We start from the raw sequence: 17184 nt of genomic DNA on the forward strand, positions 1-17184 counted from the left end.
CGTAGAGCGTCTTTCGTGAAGCGTCGTTCGTACGCGAGAGACGAGCGATGAGAAACGAGGAACTAACTCCTGGCCGGCGCGGCCTTGAGCGGCAGGGGAGTCCAGGTCTCGCCGTCATTCGTCGAGCGGTAGAGGCCGCTCCCGTTGGTGCCTACATAGAGCTCCTGCGGATTGCGGGGGTTCATGGCCAGCGAGCGGATATTCAAGCTGGTGAGGCCGCTATTGATCGCCTGCCAGGTCTGGCCGCTATCCGAGCTTTTCCAGACTCCACCCGGTCCGCCGAGATACAGTCGTGTCGGTTGGGTCGGGTGGATCACAATGCTGCTGACAAACGGATCGGGTAATCCCTGGCCGATCCGTTCCCAGGCTCCCCCTCCATTTGCACTGCGGAACAATCCCTTGGTCGTCCCGGCATAGACGATGTCGGGCGTGACCGGGTCGAGGGCGATCACGTTCACGCCCAGCGCCATGGCGCCCATCAGCTCGGTGTCCGGAATGAGCCCGTTGTTGATCTTCTTCCACGACGTAGCCCCGTCGTCCGATCGATAGACGCCCCCCGTGGTCCCGGCATAGAGGATGCGGGGGTTCTTCGGATTGATCGCCGCCGAGACAACGATGTGCACTTCTTTCATCCCCGCCATGCGCTCTTCCCACTCGCGCCCGGCGTCTTTCGTGATGAAGGCGCCCACGGTCGTCGCCGCATAGATGATCTCGCTCTGCGTCGGATGAAACACGAACTGGTTGATGAATGAGACATGCTCTTTCAGGCCGACATTGTGCGGCAGCCAATGTTGCCCGCCGTCGGGACTCTTGTAGACGGCATCGCCCATCGTCCCGGCGTAAATCGTGGCGGGGAGCAGCGGGTCAATGGCGATGGTCGTCACACGACGAGCGCTGAAACCCGGGAACCGTTCCCACGACGCGCCGCCGTCACGGGATTTGTAGACCGCGTCGTTCGTCGCGACGTACAGAATGTTCGCATTGGTCGGATGCAGCGCGATCGAGACGATCGACTCGCTCTCCTTCTCGCAGCCGATCAGGACAAGGACGAATAGGAGAGAAACGAGCTGAGCAAACTGACGGAGTGGTCGATTCATTCTGGAGGCAGACCTAATCATAGGATTTGATGCGGCGTCAAGGAGAAGAGGGGCGAGGCGGCCAGCGAGTCTCTGTGCTCGCGGAACGCGCGCCCTCAGAAGGGCCTCGTTCGACGCGCGCAGTGGGAGATCGCCCAGGCCACGCCTCCAGGTGGGAGCAAAGGGAATAACTTGAGGGGGGATAAGGGGAGCAGTCTTTTCCGGATATCGAGAGGGCAGGCATCCCGTTGATCAGCCTCTTATAGCCTGTGCCGTTTTCTCGACCTCCCTTTTTGTAAGGGGAGGGAAGGTGGGGTAGAGGACCTCGACTGCAGCGGTGCGCAAGTGGTTGGCCAGTGATCCATGCAGCCGTTCTCAGGATTCGACCTCCCCTCACCCCTCCTTACGAAGGAGGGGCCACCAGGGGATACTGGCGTCAATCCAAACGAACTCCTTCTCCCATGCCCACACGAAATCCTGAAGCGCCCTTTTTGTTAGATCTAGTTCATTCCATGGGTGTGTTATGCAGATCCGCATAAGAGCCTGTGCAAATCGTCAGTAGGGCATAACTCGTTGAACCAAAGTCGATGATGGCGTATCGTTCGCGACCATTGATGGCGTGTAACACGGACAGAAAATGGCCGATTCGGTTCTTATGCGGATCGGCCTAAACATTGTTAGGGCTACGAGAATAAACATCATAGTCTATTTCGTGCTGGAGCCTGAAGCAGCGCAGGAAGTGATCGAGGTTGCTAATAAAATCGGCGCGGCTGTTTGGGTCGGGTTGGACGCGATGACCCACGAAGAACACTATCGAATTGCATCGGAAGGCGTAAACCTTACTCGTTTTGAATATCCTTTGTCTGGTGCAGACGAGGAAACGATTCAAGATGCGCTTGAAATGGTTAAGTTACATCATCCTGGCGAAAGCGTTTGGGTGCAGTATGTGTCTGCGGCCTAACAACCGCATCGAGTTCGCGCCTGCTATCGCAGGCGCCGGACCTCGCTTACGCTCGGTCGCTCATGCGGAACGTTAGACATCCTGGCCTCATATGCACTTGACAGGCTTTGATCAGAGTTGCCTAGAGCTGGTTGATCAATCACCGCAAACGCAGTCGCGTGCCTGCCTAAGATCTGCCGTCAATCACCTCACGCGAGCGGAGGCGATTATGTCGATCGACCGCCCGATGGCGGTCTTCCGTTGCTATACCGCCGAAGAAGAAGCCACCTCTGGCTTAATGCATTGTCTCAAGGAGCGCAGATATGCGAACGCCGACCGACTCAAACCTCGGAATCATGTGCATAAGAACGCGCTGATCCCTTTCCTCACAATCCTAAAGAAATTCTTTGACGAATCGCTGTGCGTGCAGGGCATTGAACCTGAGATTCAGTTGAGGGAAGTAGACGGTCGTCGTCGGCTCTTTCTTGCAGTGCCGATAGTGGTCAATGGAAAAGCTACTGTATTTCTTCCGGATCCTCCGTTGAACTTCTCGGTGTCCAATCAAGTGCAACGTGTCTCCTACAAAAAGCACATTGAGGAGTACGTTCGGTCCCAGGGTGCCAAAGATATTGACGATCATCTGCGTGACATGGCGAACAAGCGCAATCTAGTGCTCTATGCAGGACCAAAGGGATATCCTGCAGATATAGAGATCACAGAAAAGTTCTTTACAGCCTATTGCGCACGCGTCATGGCTATCGTAAGAGCGTATTTGCTCATCCAACCTCATGCTCAACGGCAGTCATATGTCCAAGACTCACTCGATGCCTTTCTCGAAATGCTTGGCCTTCTTACATTCAAAGAGGAGGTCTAACCCCGCGTTCGAGCGGACGGCCGCAAGCGCGCTTCGCTTGCTTGCGGTGCCCTCCTCGCTTCGCTCGTCGGTCGCCGCTCAACGCGAACGTTAGGCTGCTATTTTCCCCCAACGGAAAATGCCATTTAGGGAGATGGGGTCACATCTTGTTATGTGACATCACTCTGCTAGAATAGCCCCCATGGCTCGTCCGCTCCGTATAGAATTCCCCGGTGCGCTTTACCACATCACCTCGCGGGGCAATGCCCGGCAGCGCGTGTTTCGGGACGACGAGGACCGGGAGACGTTTCTGGCCACACTGGCCTGGGTCGTCGAGCGGTTCGGCTGGCGGTGTCACGCCTACTGCCTCATGGAGAACCACGTCCACCTGCTGATCCAAACGCCACAGCCCAATCTCTCCCGCGGCATGCGCCAGTTGAATGGCGTCTATACCCACCGGTTCAATCGCCGGCACAACAAAGTGGGCCATCTCTTTCAGGGGCGGTTTAAGGCCATTCTGGTGGAGCAGGAGCCCTATCTACTGGAACTCGCCCGCTATATTGTTTTGAATCCGGTGCGGGCCAAGATGGTCAAATCACCAGAACGGTACGCATGGAGTAGTTACCGGCCCATGGTGGGATTAGCCCCGGTTCCGCCAGCCCTCGAAACCGAGTGGGTGTTAGCGCAGTTTGGCAGTACCAAAGCGACGGCACGGAAACGTTATGCCGAATTTGTTCAAGATGGGGTCGGTGTCCCAGGTCCCTGGGATGAGGTCAAAGGGCAGGTGCTGTTAGGCAGCGAGGCCTTTATCGAACGATTGGCGCAGCAGCTTCAGGAATGCGCCTCGGCTGAAATCCCCAAGCGGCAACGTCTGGTGCATCGGCCCTCGCTCAAGACGCTTCTGGCAGGGGCGGATTCGAAAACAAAGCGCAATGCCGTGATGGCGCAGGCCTATCTGAAGCACGGCTACACGCTCACCGAGATCGGCCGGGCCATTGGTTTGCACTACGCGACGGTGAGTCGCATCATCGCGGCAATGGAGAAAACATCATAATTCAAGATGTGACCCTGCTGTCTTGCACCTGGCGGACATTTTCTACAGCCTGTTACAGCTTCTTCTCAATCCGCTCTGCATAGCCCGTCAGTTCGACATACCCCTGGCCTTTGATGGGTTGGCCTTTCTCGATTCCCTCCACCGCCACCGCGCCTTCCCAATAGGTGACTTGCGTACTTCGTGTCGTGCGCAATTCCTGATCGGCTATGAGCGGGGTCAGTTTCAACGACAGCCCGAGCGATGGAATTGAGACCTGCCAGCGGTGGGGATAGGTGGCCTTGCTGGCCGGGCTGGTCCAGGTATCGAGCGCGGTCAATTGGATGTCCGAGGCCGACAGGTGTTGCGTGCGACCGTCGGGGAAGACGAGCGTGCCGCTGGAGGCTGGGTCCGACGAGCCATCCGACCGACGGAGCCGGTAGACCATCAGTTCACGGTTGTCGGCGAGTTGCATGCTGAACCAATCCCACCCCACCAGATCCGCGCTCAAATCGGCGGAACCGAATTCGTGGTCCATCCAACTGGTGCCGGTGACTGTGTAGCTGCGCGTGCCGAGAGTCAGAGTGCCTGCGGTCTTGAGGCGAGTGAAGGAGTAGTAGTGTGACGCTTGTCCTGGCGCCGCCCCTTTCTTGCTGATGCCCTGCTCGCCGTGAATGACCAGTGGCTTGAGGGGGGAGAGTGTCAGAGACAGCGCCATGCCATCGGCTCGCGCATCGAGGGTCTGCTGGTCGCCTGGTTGCCCGGAGGCCTCGGCGCGCCACTGGTCGAGCCAGACATGCAGGCGGTTTGCGTCGGCTCCCGCCTTGCCCAATCCGCTCCGGCTGACTCGATCGCGAAAATGGAACCGTCCTTCGGAGACATCGGTGATTGCCACATGGGCGAGATAGAGCTGATCGACGGACCAGCGCGAGGGGCGGGTGTGGATCTGATCCGGCGGAATGCCGCGACGGAAAAAGGTGAGTTCATAGCCGAAGCGACGGCCCTCCTCCGTTTCCAGATGGCCGGTGTAGTACCACCATTCCGTCCGGAATTCCTCGTGGGCCCCGTGGTCGTGGGGAAACTCGTAGCGGTAGCCTGCTTGCGCGAACCGGAACGAACTGTCAGGGACGTCGGCGGCCGGCGCGGTGGAAGCGGCGTAGGCCAACCAGGCCACGATCAGAAACATCCGGGTGGCGGTGGTCCGCGTCGGGCTCATCGAACGAACAGCAAGCGTGCGCAAGGTGTGCCAATGGGGATTTAATTTCGTTGCGGGCTTATAGCATGCGGACAAGCGCGGGCACAAATCGCCTGTGTTGAAGAGGGATTTCGACATGTGCGTCGCGGCAATCATGAGGGCGCGCCTCGTTGACAATTTTCACAACTCTCGGCTATCGTGAGTTATGCAAACCGGTCACGAGCGTGAACAGCCCCAGCGCGATCCCTACGAACATCAGGCGGCGTTTCAGATCCCTGAACGCGTGCCGGTGTTCGCGCTTCCGAACGTGGTGTTCTTTCCGCGCACCTATCTCCCCCTCCATATCTTCGAGCCGCGGTACCGCCAGATGGTCGTCGATGCCGCCGCCGGCGGGCAGTGCATCGCCATGGCGCTGCTCAAGGAAGGCTGGGAAACGGATTATTACGGCAACCCGCCGATTTACTCCATCGGCTGCATCGGCCGATTGGTGAGCGTGCAGCCGATGCCGGACGGCCGGTCGAATATTCTGCTGCAAGGCCTCGAACGTTACGAGATCCGGAACGAGTTCTTCGACAAGCCCTATCGGGAAGCGACCATCTCTGTGCTGGGCGCCGGCGTCGAGCCGTCGCTGGCTCCCGAGGTGCGGCACGCGCTCATGACGGTCTTGGAACAATATCTCCGGGCCCGTGAAGATGCGGCGACCTGGGAGGGGATGTTCCGTAATGAAGTCAGTGACGAGATCCTGGTGAACACCCTGTCCACCTACTTGGATTGCACGCCATTGGAAAAACAATTTCTCTTAGAAGCCGAAGGTCTCCACCAGCGGGCGCGCCGTCTGAACGACCTGATTCAATTCATGCTGCATGATCAGCACGGCGCGAAGGGCTGGGGGTAAATGGACCGGACTATTGCAATCGACGTCAGTCACCTCTGTAAAACGTACGAGAACCACAAGGCCGTCGATGATCTCTCCTTCCAGGTGTATGCGGGCGAGATTTTCGGGCTGCTGGGGCCGAACGGCGCCGGCAAGAGCACCACGCTGCGCACGCTGATTACGCTGCTCCATCCGACATCCGGTAGCGCGACGATTCTCGGGCACGATACCGTGCGTGAGGCTGATGTCGTGCGGACGCTCTTCGGCTATGTCCCGCAAGAAAGGGCGATTGACCGGTTTCTCACCGGCCGCGAACATCTCGAACTGCTCGGGGCCCTCTATCACCTGACGAAAGAGGAAGCGAACAAGCGCATCGGCGAGCTGTTAAAACTCGTTGAGCTGGAAGCGCACGCCGATCGGCCGGCCAAGACCTATTCCGGCGGCATGAAGCGGAAGCTCGACATCGCCTGCGGTCTGCTCCCCGATCCGAAGATCCTCTTCCTGGACGAACCGACTTTGGGGTTGGACGTGCCGAGCCGTATGCGGATCTGGGACTATGTCCGGATGTTGAAAGCGCGCGGTATGACGGTTGTCATGACGACGAATTACCTGGATGAAGCCGACCAGCTCTGCGACCGCCTCGCAATCATCGACGGCGGGAAAGTCAAAACGATCGGCTCGCCGGCGGAATTGAAGGTGGCGCTCGGAGGAGACATCGTCTCCCTGACCGTCAAGGAAACGTCACGGCTCGGAGCGTTGGCTGCGGCGCTTAAAGGACAACCGGCGATCCGGACGGTCAACACCACGGCGAACGGGCTGGATATCCGGGTGGAGTCCGCCGAAAAAGCGCTTCCAGCTATCTTGGAAGCTGCGAACAAGCTGGATTGCCGCCTCGATTTTATCGATTATCACCGTCCCCGTCTGGACGATGTCTTCATCGCGCACACGGGCCGGTCTCTCCGGGATGCGGCGCCGTCGGCCGAGACAGGGGAATAGGAACACCATGGCGCACTATTGGCAGGAAATCGGGGCTTTGACGATGCGATGGGTTCGCCGTCTGAGCCGGGAAAAGTTCAGCATGCTCTTTACGCTGGTGCAGCCCATGCTGTTCTGGCTCATCTTTTTCGGAAACCTGTTCCAGCGGGCTGCGGATACGCAAGTGACGCAGGCGCCCAATTACATCAGCTTCCTGGCGGCCGGGGTCGTGGTGATGACGGTGTTAAACAACGGTCTCGCCGGCGGCGTCGATCTGCTCTTCGACAAAGAGAACGGATTTCTCGAACGCCTCATGTCCACGCCGATCCACAGGAGCTCGGTAATCCTGAGCCGGTTCATCTTCGTGATGACGATCACCTCGCTCCAAGTGCTGGTCATCCTGGGTGTGGCTTTCCTGTTCGGTGTGCAGCCGGCCACGGGTATTCTGGGTGTGGCCGCGATTCTGCTGATCGGGATGATGTTCGGGGTCGGGCTCACGGCCATTTCGATGGCCATGGCCTTTTCCGTCAAAAGCCACGGCGACTTCTTCTCGGTGCTCGGATTTCTCTCGCTCCCGATGATTTTCCTCAGCTCCGCTTTGGTGCCCCTGGCCGCCATGCCCGGCTGGATGAGCTTTCTGGCGCAGTTCAATCCCATGACCTGGGCCATCGACGCCGTGCGGCCGTTGATCCTGTCTGGATGGAGCGAGGCCTTGCCGCATGTCGGCATGGTGGTTGTGGTGATGGTGGTGTTTGACGCTCTCTGCTTGTATGGCGGCGCCAAGGCGTTCCGCCGGGCGATGGGCTAGCCGATGTCCACCTCCGCGGGCATGATGACCGTGATCCCCGAAAGCCAGATTCGCGCGTTGATTCGGCTCTTGTCCGATGAAGACGACCGCATTGTCGAAACGATCAGCGACAAGCTGATCGATATCGGCCCTTCCGCCGTCCCGCTCCTCCAGCAGGCCGAAATCGAACAGCCGGAAATGGCGGATCGGATCGCGGCCATCCTCGAAGAAATCCGAGGGGGCAAGCTCGAAGACGAGCTGCGGGCGATGGCTAAGCTTCCGGACGAGGCGATGAGCCTGGAAGACGGCGCGTTTCTCATTGCGCGCTACGCCTATCCGACGCTGGATGTGCCGGCTTATCGGCAGCAGCTCGATACCATGGCTCAAGAGATCCGGGAGCGCATCGGCCAGCGGGCGTCGGGAGAAGAAACGGTCACCGCGCTCAACCGGTATTTTTTTACGGAGCAGGGCTTCAAGGGCAATACGAAGAACTATTACGAAGTCGAGAACAGCTACCTCAACCGCGTGATCGACCGGCGCGTCGGGATCCCCATCAGTTTGTCCGTGGTCTATTTGCTGATCGGCCAGCGGCTCGGGCTGCCGCTCCACGGGATCGGCATGCCGGGGCATTTTCTGGTGAAGTACGACTCCGAGCGCTACAAGATCTTCATCGATTGTTTCAACGGCGGGGCGCTGCTCACGGAGAAAAACTGCGCGCGATTCCTGACCGAAGCGGGGTATGGATTCGACGAGAAGTATCTGCAGAAGAGTCCGGTGCGTGCCATCCTCTCCCGCATGGTCAAGAATCTCCTGGCCATCTATTCCAAGACGGACGAGCCGGTGAAGACCGCTCGCTTCACCCGATTGATCGAGATCCTGGGCGGCGAATCCCGCGAAGATAATTTATAGCGACGCCGCAGACGTTCCCTTCCCCTGCCAGTCTTTTCTTACAGCTTGATCGTCAGCCGGTCTTTCCCTTTGGTAATGACGCCGTCGAAATGTTCTGCTGCCTGCGCCTTCACATCGTACCGCTCGGCCACCGGATAGAAGTGTGAGAGGACCAGCCGGCCGACGCCGGCCTCCTGCGCGACCTGTCCGCATTGTCCCGCATGCATATGAACCGGGCCGGGCTTGGTGGCGGGGAAGGAACAATCCAGCACGGCCACGTCGGCGTCGTGGCACAGGCGCACGAGGCTGTCGCAATACTGGGCATCCCCCGAATACACCAGGGTCTTCCGCTTATATTCGATCCGATAGCCCACGCAATTCAGGTCCGGCACATGGACGACCGGGCGCGGGGTAATGCGCGTTTCGCCGATGTGAAAGGGGCGGGTCGTGACCTCTTTGATCAGCACTCGAAAGGGAGGAGAGGCAAAGCTAGGGAAGGTCGCCATGATGCTCTGCAACAGGGGCTTCGTGCCGCGCGGGCCGATCAGGGTCAGGTCAGGCCGCCGGCCTCCGCCATGTTTCGTGTAGATGAGGGCGTCGAAGAAGAAGGTGATGAAGTCTGAAAAGTGATCGGCGTGAAAATGCGAGAAGAGGATATGGGTCACCTGGTGGCGATTCACCCCTGTCTTAATCAGATTCGAGAGGGTGCGGGGACCGAAGTCGAGGAGGAGCGTATGGTCGGTGGTCACGAGATACCCGGCCGCAGCCCTGGTCGGGTGGATATTGGTGCCGGAGCCCAGGATGGTAAGGCGCATCGGTCAGCCGCCACTCCGGTTGAAACTGTCGCGCAGGCGCAAGAGCAACAGGCGGGCCTGCTCGACTTCCTTCTCGCTCAAGGCCTCCTCAAAAAACGGCCTGAGGAAGGCGATGTGAGCCGCGAAGGCTTTTCGGAACACCGCTGTGCCTTTCTCCGTCAGCCGGACGTTGATCCGCCGACGATCGCTGTCGACCGCTTCCCGCCGGATCAGTCCTTTCGCCGCCAAGCGATCGAGCACCCCCGTCAGGGTTCCTTTGGTGACGAGTGTCCTTGCGGACAACTCCGCGCAGGTCATGCCGTCGGTATCACCCAGCGTCGCAATGACGTCAAATTGGGATGGCGTCAATTTTAAAGAGCGGATATGGCGGCTGTCCGCAAGCCAGAAGGCCTGGTAGGCCTCTACCAAAGGGCGGACTAACTTGAGATAGGGGTCGTCTTTGAGATGCGGAAGGTCCATCGGCTGAGGATAGTCGGCTTGCCAGGGATGGTCAAGGGAGAGGAGGGCTTCTGAGCGCCGTTCGCCGTCGTCCGGGATTCATTGACGGGGCGAGGGATGCGCCCGTATGATCCTGCTCCCATGATGCGCCGTACTGAGCAGGGCCAGGCCAATCTGACCGCCATCGTGATCCTCGTCGGACTGATCATCAGCGCCGTGTGGATCTGGAAGCGGCTCTCCCCCGAAACGCAAGAGTTTGTCATCGATCAGGCGATTCCCCTCGCCGCCGCGGTCATCGGCATCGTCGTGTTGGTGCTGGCGGTGGTGAAGAAGATCCGGCGGCGCGCTCATCGAAAACGGGAACGCGATTATCTGCTCGCGGCGTTTCAGCGGGAAACGGTTCGCGACAAACAGCTGGAGTTGTCCTTTGCGCTCGCCGAGGTCAACGACTACCGGGTGAACGGGCTCGAGGCGGTGGCGCCGGCCCTCAAGGATCTCTGGGTCACGACCTTGCGCCGGGCGCTGGGAGACAAGCAGCACCGGATCCGGGGTATGGCGGCCAGCCACCTGGGCATTTTGAACGATCTGACCGTCGTGCCGCTGTTGCTGGCGGCGCTGGAGGACGATCATGCGTACGTACGGGCCTGCGCCGCGCTGGGATTGGGCCGGTTGCGCGCGCCGGAGGCCAGGGCCAAGCTGGAGTATGTGATGAAGGAAGATTGGGATCAGACGGTGCGGAGCCGGGCGAAGGAAGCCTTGGAACGAATTCCGCCGCCATGATCGACGGAGCGGGGTTATTTCGAGACACGTTCAAGTTCCGCGCGATCGGCGGACGAAACGCGATAACCCTTCTCATAGAGCTGCGCCATGCTGGCCATCAGGTGCTCGAGATTCTTTGAGCGATACCAGCTATCGAAGCGGGCGGTCAGCGCCTCCGCCTGCGTGCCCGGTGTCTGCCGGGGGTCATAGGCGAGGGTGAGGGAGAGAAACAGATCGCGCAGTTCCTCGCGGCTGTATCGGTTATCATCGTCGCGGTCACCGACCAGCGCAAACTCGTAGAAGGTCAGGCTGACGGAGAGCGCCGTCTGGGTCCGGTGAAAATCCTCCCGGACTGATTCGAGTCCGCCCGGATAGATCCGGAGGCAGTCTTCACGGCTGGGCGACTCAAGCACCGGATCCAGGCGGATCGGCTGAACGACTGCGGGCGCGGGCTTGTGTTTCTCCTGCTGATAGAACCAGGTCGTGCAGGTGCTGGCCTGAGCGAAGGCGGCTTTGTCGGTTTCAATTTGCCGCTGAATATGTCGGGTAAAGTCTTGATAGACATCGGGGCGTGTCACCGGCCAGGCCGCATCGACCGGCGTCACGCCGGAGACTGTCGCGGCCAGCAGGAAGAGGACGCCGGAGGCGGTTCGCTTCAGCAAAGGGGTATATCCGGCCGATTGTTTTGCCTGCCTGTTGGTATGATGCCACATGGCGCAGTATACCACGCCTCTGGACAGGGCCGCAGAAAGGACGGAGTTTTTCTCATGACGCAACAACAAGGTGGGGCATGACGACAGCACAGATCGAGCCGTTTCTCACAGACAGTTTTCCCGGCATTGGCGGGCGCATGCGCGCGACGCCCGAGGACTTTCAGGTCGAGGAGCGGCCCTTGTATCTTCCCTGCGGCGAGGGCGAGCATTTGTACCTGCGAATCACAAAGCGCGGGTTATCGACCCCCGATTTGGTGAAGCGGCTCTCGTCGGTGCTCGGCGTCAAGGCGCTGGCCATCGGCATCGCGGGATTGAAAGACGCGCGGGCTGTGACAACGCAAATGGTTTCCGTGCAGGGCATCGAGGCGGACCGGATGGCGGGTCTCCCGGTCGATGAACAGATGCTGAAGGTGGAGATCCTCGGACGGCACAGGAATCGGCTGCGCACCGGACATCACGCGGGAAACCGGTTTCGCTTGGTGATCCGCGACGTCGCTCCCCATGCGGCCGAGGTAGTGCCGGGGATTCTCGATCAACTCAGCCGCCGAGGCGTGCCGAACTACTTCGGCCCCCAGCGGCAGGGCAAAGGCGGCGACAATTATCAGCTCGGCGCGGCATTGCTGGCGGATGCCGGGCGGCGCGACCGGATGAGCCGGAATAAACGGATGTGGTACCTCAATACCTATCAGTCCTATCTCTTCAATCGCATCCTGGCGAAGCGCATCGATCGGATCGACCGTGTGTTGGTCGGCGACTGGGCAACGAAATTGGAGAACGGGGCCTGCTTTCAGGTCGAGGATGCGACGATCGAACAGCCGCGCGCCGACCGTTTTGAGATCAGTCCGACGGGGATTCTCTTCGGCTCCCGGGTGTCGTGGGCCGGGGGTGAACCGGGAGAGATTGAGCAGGCGGTGGTCACCGAGGCAGGGACGACGCAGGAGGCGCTGGTGACGGCGGCGAAGGCCTGCGGCTTTCGCGGCGAGCGCCGGGCCCTCCGGGTGCCCTTGACCGAGCTGGCGTGGTCGCTGGAGGGGACGGCCCTCACGCTCTCCTTTGTTCTACCTCCGGGGGCCTATGCGACGAGCGTGTTGCGAGAGATCATGAAAACTGGCGAGGGGCCGGAGGCAAGGGGCAACGGGCGAGGGGAAAGAGGAAGTGCTGTCAGTGCATGATATGATTGACGCATAACCCTCTAGCCTCGTGACTCAAGCCCTAGCCCTGAGAGGCGTTGAATGACCCAGGTTCAGGAAACGATCGTCCTGCGCGGCCACATTATCGATTCGCTGATCCTCGCGAAGGTCTTGGATCTGATTTTAATGATGGGGGGCTCGTTTGACCTCGATCAGGTGGAGATCGGCCGCACCAGGGAGGATCAGTCGCATGCACGGATCGTCGTACGGGCCCCGACGCTTGCCACGCTGAACCACATTCTCCACGCGATTCAGCCCCATGGCGCTGTGGTCGAGCGGGACTCCGATTGCGTGCTGCAACCGGCTCCTGCCGACGGCGTGTTCCCCGACGGATTTTACTCCACCACCCACTTGCCGACCGAAGTCCGTCTCAATGAGACGTGGGTTGATGTCCAAGGGGTGGAGATGGATCTGGGCATCAGAGTGGACAGCCAGCGTCTGACCGCCCGTACGGTCCCGATGGCCGATGTCCGCGGGGGGGACCTTATCGTGACCGGCCAGACGGGAGTGCGCGTCATGCCGTTACAGCGCCCTCGCGAACGCGACGTCTTTGCGTTCATGGAGTCAAAGGTGTCGGCTGAACGGCCGCACGGCCATATCATTGCCGACATTGCCGGACGGATGCGCGCACTCCGCGACGAGCACCGCGCAGGGGGGGGCCGAAGCAAGGTCCTGCTGGCCGGAGGGCCTGCCATCATCCATGCCGGCGGGCGGGACGCGCTGGCCTGGTTGATCGAGGAGGGGTTCATCCAGGTGCTGTTCTGCGGGAATGCCTTGGCCGCTCACGACATGGAAGCGGACCTGTATGGAACCTCCTTAGGCTATGCGATGAAGGCCGGTCACGCGGTTCCGCACGGGCATGCGCATCATCTGCGGACCATCAACCGGATTCGAGCGATCGGCAGCATTCGGGCTGCCGTCGAGTCCGGCGTGATCAACAGCGGCATTATGGCGGCTTGTGTCAGGACCGGGGTTCAGGTGGTGATGGCGGGCACGATCAGAGATGACGGTCCCTTGCCCGGCGTGATCACGGATTCGATGCAAGCGCAGGCCGCCATGCGCGAGGCGATTCCGGCGGTCGGGCTGGCCCTCCTGGTTGCCTCCACGCTGCATGCGGTGGCCACCGGCAACCTATTGCCTGCCGCGGTGCCGACCGTGTGTGTGGACATCAATGCCTCCGTTCCGACGAAACTCGCCGACCGGGGGAGTTTCCAGGCCGTCGGGCTGGTGATGGACGCCGCCTCGTTTCTGGGCGAGCTGTCCCGGCATTTGGGGAGAAGCGCGTGAATCCTCCGTTGCTGTGCCCGCCGGATTACCTTGCGGCTGAAGATGAGTGCAAACCAAGGATGCGGAGACCGAACATTGTCAATCAGGCAGGCCAACCAGCCTGGTATCCAGGGAGAAGCGCGTGAGTCGTCTGCTGGTGTGCCCGCCGGACTACTTTGCCATCGAATATGAAATCAATCCATGGATGCGGCGGGCGAACACCGTCGATCATGAGCGCGCGACCGCACAGTGGCACCGGCTCATGGAGGTGCTCGAGCGGGACATGGGTATCGTGCTGGAGCGGATGCGTCCGGTGCCGGGGTTGCCGGATTTGGTGTTTACGGCCAATGCGGGTGTGGTCGTCGGACGGCAGGCGGTCGTCAGCCGCTTTCGCTATCCCGAACGTCAACGGGAAGAGGCGCATTTCGAACAGTGGTTTCGCGACGCCGGCTACGAGGTCATAACGTTCGATCAGGAATTCTTTTTCGAAGGCGCGGGAGATCTGCTGGGATTTCCCGAGTACTGGTTCGGAGGGTACCGGCAGCGCTCAGACGTTCGCTCGTTTTCGCTCCTCAGCGAGTTGTTCGGGCGTGAGATTCTTCCCCTGGAATTAGTCGACGGGCGCTTTTACCACCTCGACACCTGTTTGTGTCCCTTGTCGGGCGGCGAGTTGCTGTATTACCCGCCGGCGTTCGACTCGTATGGGCAGAATGCGATCATGGAACGGGTGGATAAGGACCGGCGGCTGGCGGTTCCGGAAGCGGACGCGCTGAAGTTTGCCTGTAACGCGGTCTGTGCGGGAACCCATGTCGCGCTCCCCGGGGGCTGTCCCGCCACGAGCCAATGGCTCCAGGAACGAGGCTATCAGGTCCATCCGGTCCCGCTGGACGAGTTCATGAAGTCCGGCGGATCGGCGAAGTGTCTGACGCTGGCCCTGGACTAGCCTTCTCAATCGCTGCGTAGCGCACAGGTCATCGCTTTCGGAAGAAGAAGGCTCCATAGAGCCCGGCTATGGTGATGGTCGTGAGCTCGATCGTGAGCAGCATACGGCTCACAATGGCCTCCGGCGTGGGCGGGGACAGAACAAAATGGATACCGAGAAATTCCGGCGCTTGAGCGGGAGGGGTTTCCCAGGGAGGGAACAGGACCGCGACCATCAGGGTCGCCACCATGCCGTATAGCACGGCGAGGTTCAGCTGTTCAGGTGTCGAGATTGGCCGGGTGGTGCGGTCTTGAGCGGAGTTCCCGGCGTCGAGGCGCCGGCCGCACTGGGTGCAGAAGCGATTAATTTCCGGCAGCGACCGCCGGCAGTTGGGACAGATTTGCATGGCGGCCATATTACGGTGGATTCCCCCGCGCAGGCAAATCCAATTTGATGTCAGGGGCTCGCAATCACGTACTCAGGCTCGCCGACGATGAGGCTGGTCGTGGCCCCTTCTTTCTTCTTCAAGCCCGCCGCCCCTTTCGTTGACTCCTGAGGAAGGGCTTCCTATAATCCGCGCCGTTTGGCAGAACAATCCACGGATCGCCCTCCTATAGGATGGAATCTTCCCTTATGCAGGACGTCAGAAACATTGCTGTGATTGGAGCCGGTGCCTGGGGGACTGCGTTAGCCAAACATCTGGCTGAGAAAAAGCTGGAGGTTCGCCTCTGGGCCTACGAACATGAAGTCGTCGATGCCGTCAATACGACGCACGAAAACAGAGTGTTTCTCCCCGGTGTCACGCTGCCGCGAACGCTGACGGCGACCTCGTCATTGACGGAAGCGATTGAGCAATGTGACGGCATTCTTTTTGTCGTCCCGTCTCATGTCACCAGGCAGGTGCTTCGCAATCTGGCGCAATGCCTCTCCCGTCCGATTCCCTTCATCAGTGCGACCAAGGGAGTCGAAGAGGACAGCTCGAAGCTGATGACGCAGGTCATGGATGAGGTGCTCCCGGAGTCGATGGAGCGGTATCTCATGGCGTTATCCGGTCCGAGTTTCGCGAGCGAACTCAGTGCGGGAAAGCCCACGGCGGTCTGTCTGGCCGGTCGGGACCCCGAGTTGGTGGAACGGTTTCAGTCCGCGTTGATGACCTCGTCGTTCCGGGTCTATGCGGACAGCGACCTCATCGGCGTCCAGTTGGGCGGTGCGCTGAAGAATGTGATGGCCTTGGCCGCCGGCGTGGTCGATGGGCTGGGGCTCGGGGATAACGCCCGCGCGGCGTTGATCACGCGAGGGCTGGCCGAAATCGTTCGCCTGGGTGTCGCCATGGGGGCGGACCCGCGAACGTTTTATGGTTTGTCCGGAGTCGGCGATCTCGTCCTGACCTGCACGGGCTCGCTCAGCCGGAATCATACCGTGGGCGTGAGGTTGGGCAAGGGCGAGACGCTTGAGACAATTTTAGGCGGCATGCAGGCGGTGGCGGAAGGCGTGCGCACGGCGCGGGCGGCGCTGGGCCTGTCGCGCCGTCATGGGGTGGAGATGCCGATTACCCAGGAAATCAATGCGGTCCTGTTCGACGGGAAGTCCTGCCGAAAGGCGGTGAGCGATCTCATGGAGCGGGATGCCAAGTTGGAGAAAGGACAGGCATGAGCCCCGAAGGGATCGAGCAGCTGTTGAACGAGGTGCGCGACGGACAAGTGACTGTCGCCCGCGCGGTGCAGCGGCTGCGGACCATGCCGTTTGAAGATCTGGGCTTTGCTGCCCTCGACCACCACCGGTCGCTTCGCCAGGGTTTTCCGGAGGTGTTGTTGTGCGAGGGCAAGACGACGAAGCAGGTGCTGGCGATCGCGCGGGCGCTGATCAAGAAGGGCGGGCCTTTTCTCGCGACCAGGGCCGAGCCGGCTGTGGCCAAAGCGCTCATCAAGCTCGACCGGCGGGCGCGGTACCATGAGGCGGCGCGCCTCGTGTCGATCGAGGCCGCGCGCCCGCGCCGCGCCGGACACGTGCTGGTGCTGACGGCGGGTACCGCCGACGTGCCGGTGGCCGAAGAGGCCCGGGTGACCGCGGAGGTCATGGGCAGCCGCGTTGAAACGCTCTATGACGTGGGAGTGGCCGGACTGCATCGCCTCCTGGGGCGCAAGGACCGGCTCTTTGAAGCCCGTGTGGCGATTGTGGTGGCCGGGATGGACGGAGTGCTGCCGAGCGTCGTCGGCGGGCTGGTTGAGTGTCCTGTCGTGGCGGTGCCGACCAGCAGAGGCTATGGCGCCAGTTTCGGCGGGCTTGCCGCGCTCCTGACCATGCTGAATTCCTGCGCGGCCGGTGTCGGAGTCATGAATATCGATAATGGATTCGGCGCCGGATGCCTGGCGCATCGGATCAATGTGTTGGGCACGAGGACCGAGGCTAGAGGCTAGAGGACAGGAGACTTACCCCTTGCCTCTCGCCCCTCGTCTAGTGCCA

Annotated in this window: 19 protein-coding genes; 13 read left to right on the plus strand and 6 right to left on the minus strand. The window is 60.6% G+C overall.

Annotation, left to right across the window (positions count from 1 at the left end; translation table 11 throughout):
• Window positions 1-62: 62 nt before the first annotated feature.
• Window positions 63-1097, minus strand: a complete 1035-nt coding sequence (locus ACO9S2_RS09450) for a WD40/YVTN/BNR-like repeat-containing protein (protein WP_423721758.1) — start codon at window positions 1095-1097, stop codon at window positions 63-65.
• A 616-nt stretch (window positions 1098-1713) separates the two neighbouring features.
• On the opposite strand from ACO9S2_RS09450, the gene ACO9S2_RS09455 reads away from it, so the two are divergent.
• The 3 genes from ACO9S2_RS09455 to ACO9S2_RS09465 all read left to right on the plus strand — a co-directional run bounded on the left by ACO9S2_RS09455 (window position 1714) and on the right by ACO9S2_RS09465 (window position 3923).
• On the plus strand, window positions 1714-2037 hold the full coding sequence (locus ACO9S2_RS09455; protein WP_423721759.1) for a hypothetical protein: 324 nt from the start codon (window positions 1714-1716) through the stop codon (window positions 2035-2037).
• Between the two features lie 208 nt (window positions 2038-2245).
• Window positions 2246-2890: a hypothetical protein gene (locus ACO9S2_RS09460; protein ID WP_423721760.1), complete on the plus strand. Its 645-nt coding sequence runs from the start codon at window positions 2246-2248 to the stop codon at window positions 2888-2890.
• Window positions 2891-3071: 181 nt separating this feature from the next.
• Window positions 3072-3923 (plus strand): REP-associated tyrosine transposase, encoded by an 852-nt coding sequence (locus tag ACO9S2_RS09465; protein WP_423721761.1) that lies wholly within the window; start codon window positions 3072-3074, stop codon window positions 3921-3923.
• Between the two features lie 52 nt (window positions 3924-3975).
• Here ACO9S2_RS09465 and ACO9S2_RS09470 read toward each other — a convergent pair whose 3' ends face one another.
• Entirely contained in the window at window positions 3976-5250 is a 1275-nt protein-coding gene (locus ACO9S2_RS09470) for a lipocalin-like domain-containing protein (RefSeq protein ID WP_423721762.1), read from the minus strand.
• A 49-nt stretch (window positions 5251-5299) separates the two neighbouring features.
• On the opposite strand from ACO9S2_RS09470, the gene ACO9S2_RS09475 reads away from it, so the two are divergent.
• From ACO9S2_RS09475 to ACO9S2_RS09490, 4 genes are read left to right on the plus strand one after another with little or no spacing between them, the layout of a single operon-like run.
• Window positions 5300-5989 carry an LON peptidase substrate-binding domain-containing protein gene (locus ACO9S2_RS09475; protein WP_423721763.1) on the plus strand — a complete coding sequence of 230 codons (690 nt, stop codon included), beginning with the start codon at window positions 5300-5302 and terminating at the stop codon, window positions 5987-5989.
• Window positions 5990-6964, plus strand: coding sequence for an ATP-binding cassette domain-containing protein (locus ACO9S2_RS09480; RefSeq protein WP_423721764.1), 975 nt, complete (start codon window positions 5990-5992; stop codon window positions 6962-6964).
• Window positions 6965-6971: 7 nt separating this feature from the next.
• Window positions 6972-7751 (plus strand): ABC transporter permease, encoded by a 780-nt coding sequence (locus ACO9S2_RS09485; protein WP_423721765.1) that lies wholly within the window; start codon window positions 6972-6974, stop codon window positions 7749-7751.
• Between the two features lie 3 nt (window positions 7752-7754).
• Window positions 7755-8639, plus strand: coding sequence for a SirB1 family protein (locus ACO9S2_RS09490; RefSeq protein ID WP_423721766.1), 885 nt, complete (start codon window positions 7755-7757; stop codon window positions 8637-8639).
• 38 nt (window positions 8640-8677) lie between these two features.
• Here ACO9S2_RS09490 and ACO9S2_RS09495 read toward each other — a convergent pair whose 3' ends face one another.
• Window positions 8678-9433, minus strand: a complete 756-nt coding sequence (locus tag ACO9S2_RS09495; RefSeq protein ID WP_423721767.1) for an MBL fold metallo-hydrolase — start codon at window positions 9431-9433, stop codon at window positions 8678-8680.
• A gap of 3 nt (window positions 9434-9436) precedes the next feature.
• Window positions 9437-9892, minus strand: coding sequence for a MarR family winged helix-turn-helix transcriptional regulator (locus ACO9S2_RS09500; RefSeq protein ID WP_423721768.1), 456 nt, complete (start codon window positions 9890-9892; stop codon window positions 9437-9439).
• A 120-nt stretch (window positions 9893-10012) separates the two neighbouring features.
• Here ACO9S2_RS09500 and ACO9S2_RS09505 point away from each other — a divergent pair, with 120 nt between their 5' ends.
• Window positions 10013-10651, plus strand: a complete 639-nt coding sequence (locus ACO9S2_RS09505; RefSeq protein WP_423721769.1) for a HEAT repeat domain-containing protein — start codon at window positions 10013-10015, stop codon at window positions 10649-10651.
• Between the two features lie 14 nt (window positions 10652-10665).
• Here the strand turns inward: ACO9S2_RS09505 and ACO9S2_RS09510 are convergent, their stop codons facing one another.
• Complete coding sequence (locus tag ACO9S2_RS09510; RefSeq protein WP_423721770.1) at window positions 10666-11292, minus strand: hypothetical protein; 627 nt, start codon at window positions 11290-11292, stop codon at window positions 10666-10668.
• A gap of 128 nt (window positions 11293-11420) precedes the next feature.
• Between ACO9S2_RS09510 and truD the strand changes: the two genes are divergently transcribed.
• The 3 genes from truD to ACO9S2_RS09525 all read left to right on the plus strand — a co-directional run bounded on the left by truD (window position 11421) and on the right by ACO9S2_RS09525 (window position 14742).
• Complete coding sequence (truD, locus tag ACO9S2_RS09515; protein ID WP_423721771.1) at window positions 11421-12515, plus strand: tRNA pseudouridine(13) synthase TruD; 1095 nt, start codon at window positions 11421-11423, stop codon at window positions 12513-12515.
• A 60-nt stretch (window positions 12516-12575) separates the two neighbouring features.
• The gene (locus ACO9S2_RS09520; RefSeq protein ID WP_423721772.1) at window positions 12576-13820 is read left to right on the plus strand and encodes a TIGR00300 family protein; all 1245 of its coding nucleotides are present in this window, start codon (window positions 12576-12578) and stop codon (window positions 13818-13820) included.
• A 121-nt stretch (window positions 13821-13941) separates the two neighbouring features.
• The gene (locus tag ACO9S2_RS09525; RefSeq protein WP_423721773.1) at window positions 13942-14742 is read left to right on the plus strand and encodes a dimethylarginine dimethylaminohydrolase family protein; all 801 of its coding nucleotides are present in this window, start codon (window positions 13942-13944) and stop codon (window positions 14740-14742) included.
• A 28-nt stretch (window positions 14743-14770) separates the two neighbouring features.
• Here the strand turns inward: ACO9S2_RS09525 and ACO9S2_RS09530 are convergent, their stop codons facing one another.
• Complete coding sequence (locus ACO9S2_RS09530; protein ID WP_423721774.1) at window positions 14771-15136, minus strand: zinc-ribbon domain-containing protein; 366 nt, start codon at window positions 15134-15136, stop codon at window positions 14771-14773.
• Window positions 15137-15354: 218 nt separating this feature from the next.
• Here ACO9S2_RS09530 and ACO9S2_RS09535 point away from each other — a divergent pair, with 218 nt between their 5' ends.
• Together ACO9S2_RS09535 and larB are read left to right on the plus strand one after the other, a co-directional pair.
• Window positions 15355-16374 (plus strand): NAD(P)H-dependent glycerol-3-phosphate dehydrogenase, encoded by a 1020-nt coding sequence (locus ACO9S2_RS09535; protein WP_423721775.1) that lies wholly within the window; start codon window positions 15355-15357, stop codon window positions 16372-16374.
• Window positions 16371-17138: a nickel pincer cofactor biosynthesis protein LarB gene (larB, locus tag ACO9S2_RS09540; RefSeq protein ID WP_423721776.1), complete on the plus strand. Its 768-nt coding sequence runs from the start codon at window positions 16371-16373 to the stop codon at window positions 17136-17138. Before ACO9S2_RS09535 ends, larB begins: the two co-directional genes overlap by 4 nt.
• Window positions 17139-17184: the final 46 nt, after the last annotated feature.

The organism is Nitrospira sp. NS4 (assembly GCF_049546785.1).
Lineage (GTDB): Bacteria > Nitrospirota > Nitrospiria > Nitrospirales > Nitrospiraceae > Nitrospira_D.

Excerpts from the sequence above, each read along its gene's own strand:
- ACO9S2_RS09450 (WP_423721758.1), bottom strand. The coding sequence starts at position 1,097 with ATGAATCGACCACTCCGTCAGTTTGCTCAGCTCGTTTCTCTCCTATTC.
- ACO9S2_RS09455 (WP_423721759.1), top strand. The coding sequence starts at position 1,714 with ATGGCCGATTCGGTTCTTATGCGGATCGGCCTAAACATTGTTAGGGCT.
- ACO9S2_RS09460 (WP_423721760.1), top strand. The coding sequence starts at position 2,246 with ATGTCGATCGACCGCCCGATGGCGGTCTTCCGTTGCTATACCGCCGAA.
- ACO9S2_RS09465 (WP_423721761.1), top strand. The coding sequence starts at position 3,072 with ATGGCTCGTCCGCTCCGTATAGAATTCCCCGGTGCGCTTTACCACATC.
- ACO9S2_RS09470 (WP_423721762.1), bottom strand. The coding sequence starts at position 5,250 with ATGATTGCCGCGACGCACATGTCGAAATCCCTCTTCAACACAGGCGAT.
- ACO9S2_RS09475 (WP_423721763.1), top strand. The coding sequence starts at position 5,300 with ATGCAAACCGGTCACGAGCGTGAACAGCCCCAGCGCGATCCCTACGAA.
- ACO9S2_RS09480 (WP_423721764.1), top strand. The coding sequence starts at position 5,990 with ATGGACCGGACTATTGCAATCGACGTCAGTCACCTCTGTAAAACGTAC.
- ACO9S2_RS09485 (WP_423721765.1), top strand. The coding sequence starts at position 6,972 with ATGGCGCACTATTGGCAGGAAATCGGGGCTTTGACGATGCGATGGGTT.
- ACO9S2_RS09490 (WP_423721766.1), top strand. The coding sequence starts at position 7,755 with ATGTCCACCTCCGCGGGCATGATGACCGTGATCCCCGAAAGCCAGATT.
- ACO9S2_RS09495 (WP_423721767.1), bottom strand. The coding sequence starts at position 9,433 with ATGCGCCTTACCATCCTGGGCTCCGGCACCAATATCCACCCGACCAGG.
- ACO9S2_RS09500 (WP_423721768.1), bottom strand. The coding sequence starts at position 9,892 with ATGGACCTTCCGCATCTCAAAGACGACCCCTATCTCAAGTTAGTCCGC.
- ACO9S2_RS09505 (WP_423721769.1), top strand. The coding sequence starts at position 10,013 with ATGATGCGCCGTACTGAGCAGGGCCAGGCCAATCTGACCGCCATCGTG.
- truD (WP_423721771.1), top strand. The coding sequence starts at position 11,421 with ATGACGACAGCACAGATCGAGCCGTTTCTCACAGACAGTTTTCCCGGC.
- ACO9S2_RS09520 (WP_423721772.1), top strand. The coding sequence starts at position 12,576 with ATGACCCAGGTTCAGGAAACGATCGTCCTGCGCGGCCACATTATCGAT.
- ACO9S2_RS09530 (WP_423721774.1), bottom strand. The coding sequence starts at position 15,136 with ATGGCCGCCATGCAAATCTGTCCCAACTGCCGGCGGTCGCTGCCGGAA.
- ACO9S2_RS09535 (WP_423721775.1), top strand. The coding sequence starts at position 15,355 with ATGCAGGACGTCAGAAACATTGCTGTGATTGGAGCCGGTGCCTGGGGG.
- larB (WP_423721776.1), top strand. The coding sequence starts at position 16,371 with ATGAGCCCCGAAGGGATCGAGCAGCTGTTGAACGAGGTGCGCGACGGA.